The 1072-nt window shown below is 38.5% G+C and carries 2 protein-coding genes; one reads left to right on the top strand and one right to left on the bottom strand.

The genetic code is table 11. The annotated features are described in order from the left end of the window. Positions 1-51 precede the first annotated feature (51 nt). Positions 52-669 (bottom strand): hypothetical protein, encoded by a 618-nt coding sequence (locus JMW64_RS13945; RefSeq protein ID WP_201555381.1) that lies wholly within the window; start codon positions 667-669, stop codon positions 52-54. A gap of 143 nt (positions 670-812) precedes the next feature. Here JMW64_RS13945 and JMW64_RS13950 point away from each other — a divergent pair. Then, positions 813-1072: class I tRNA ligase family protein (locus JMW64_RS13950; protein ID WP_201555383.1), on the top strand; the 260-nt coding region annotated here is incomplete at its 3' end.

A 1072-nucleotide genomic window follows, 5' to 3' on the forward strand; every position in this document is an offset into this window, starting at 1 on the left:
AATAGTGATGGTCATAATTAATCCTTAAAGGGTTATATTTAGCGTGTACTTTTATTTAATCATAAAAAATAGATAGAAAACTATACAAAGAAAAATCAAGGCTAACAATAACCACTGCACTCTTGGAGTGATCAGTTTAATTCTTTCCATTTCTATAGGCTCATAATGTATAGCGGAACGGCCTTCAGAGGCAAGTTGCACTAAATGCACCACTTCCACTTCATTCAAGATGGCATCTTTATATCTCATAGACCTTATGGGGTATTGTATAATTCTGCCTTGTTTAGGTTGAATCACTAATAGCCAAATTTCGTGGCGCTTGATGACTCGACAATCGATACCTATACACTCAATATCCTGCCACAACAAATATCTCTGTTGTGGTCGGCGCAAGACTTGTAAAATCGTTATCCCTTTATCTGTAATTTGAAAAACGGGCTTACCAGTAATAAATGCAAATAATACCGTGAATACCGCAACAGCTATCAAAATTATTGATAACCACATCACTATAATGAAAAACCAACCTTCATCTTTTGCGATGGGTAGCCCATAATAATACAGCGGAAAAATTAACAAACCTAAAGCCAAAATCGACAGCATGTGTTTGTTCGATAAATACAAATCAATAGGATACTTTAGTACCTGACCTTTCTTTAGTTTTTGCATGCCGAGCCTTACTGTGGATTCATAAGTTGTTATATACTTCTTAATACTGCTCTATTATTACGTTGCCCCATCGCATTTTTTGCCGATTTGCGCTATTCTAGCGTATCTAATTTCTTATCAAAATATTCAATCTAGAGCCGACTATGAGCAATACTGTGACATCTGACCAATCAGAAAATAATTATTATAACCCACAAGCTATTGAAGCCGCACAACAAGCCAAATGGGCAGCGGATAAGCGTTATGAAGTGGGCAACGAGCCTAGCGATAAGCCAAGTCGCTATATGCTGTCGATGTTCCCTTACCCAAGCGGCAAGCTACACATGGGTCACGTGCGCAACTATACCATCTCGGATGTGCTGAGCCGTTACTATCGCCTTAAGGGCTATGAAGTCATGCAGCC

Origin of the sequence: Psychrobacter immobilis, assembly GCF_904846065.1 — a bacterium.
GTDB lineage: Bacteria > Pseudomonadota > Gammaproteobacteria > Pseudomonadales > Moraxellaceae > Psychrobacter > Psychrobacter immobilis_H.